At 63.8% G+C, this 475-nt stretch carries 1 protein-coding gene; it reads right to left on the bottom strand.

Annotated features, from left to right (window positions below; genetic code table 11):
• On the bottom strand, positions 1–299 hold a 299-nt coding region (locus tag RM844_RS32365; protein WP_311671018.1), incomplete at its 3' end, for a hypothetical protein.
• Positions 300–475 lie beyond the last annotated feature (176 nt).

Raw genomic sequence — 475 nt, 5'->3', positions numbered from 1 at the left:
ATCGTCATGAGCCCGCCTTCGCTGAGGGCGGTGGAGACGCGCGTGTGCGTGAAGGTGCGGATCGTCGGGAGTTCGGGCGCCGTGTCGTCTGCGCCGCTGTTACAGGCGGCGCAGAAGGTCGAGTAGACCTTCTGGCCTGCCGCAAAGTCATATGTTGCGATGGGTGTCGGGATCGTTTCAGGTGTTTCTGGCTGGGCGGCCCCAGGCGCTGCATCTGTTTCGGTTGGCGGTGGCGCGGACGTGCAGGCGGCGAGCGCGAATGTGGATGCTGCAAGCAGGACGGACAATCGCTTCATCATCTCCCCCGATGTCTATGCCGGACATAGGAGTGGGAAACGTGCGGCCAGTCACGCTGCGGTGCAGTAGCGGCGCCGCACGCTAGAGCGTGCGTGTCGCGATCTTGTGGATCAGGGTTTTGACGATGGCGTCTGACGGCGCGCCGGCCTGCTTGCAGCTTTTCTCTGCCTCGTAGAGG

It is taken from the genome of Streptomyces chisholmiae (genome assembly GCF_031845445.1).
Taxonomy (GTDB): Bacteria; Actinomycetota; Actinomycetes; order Streptomycetales; family Streptomycetaceae; genus Streptomyces; species Streptomyces chisholmiae.
This window is presented reverse-complemented; position numbering and strand designations above follow the sequence as displayed.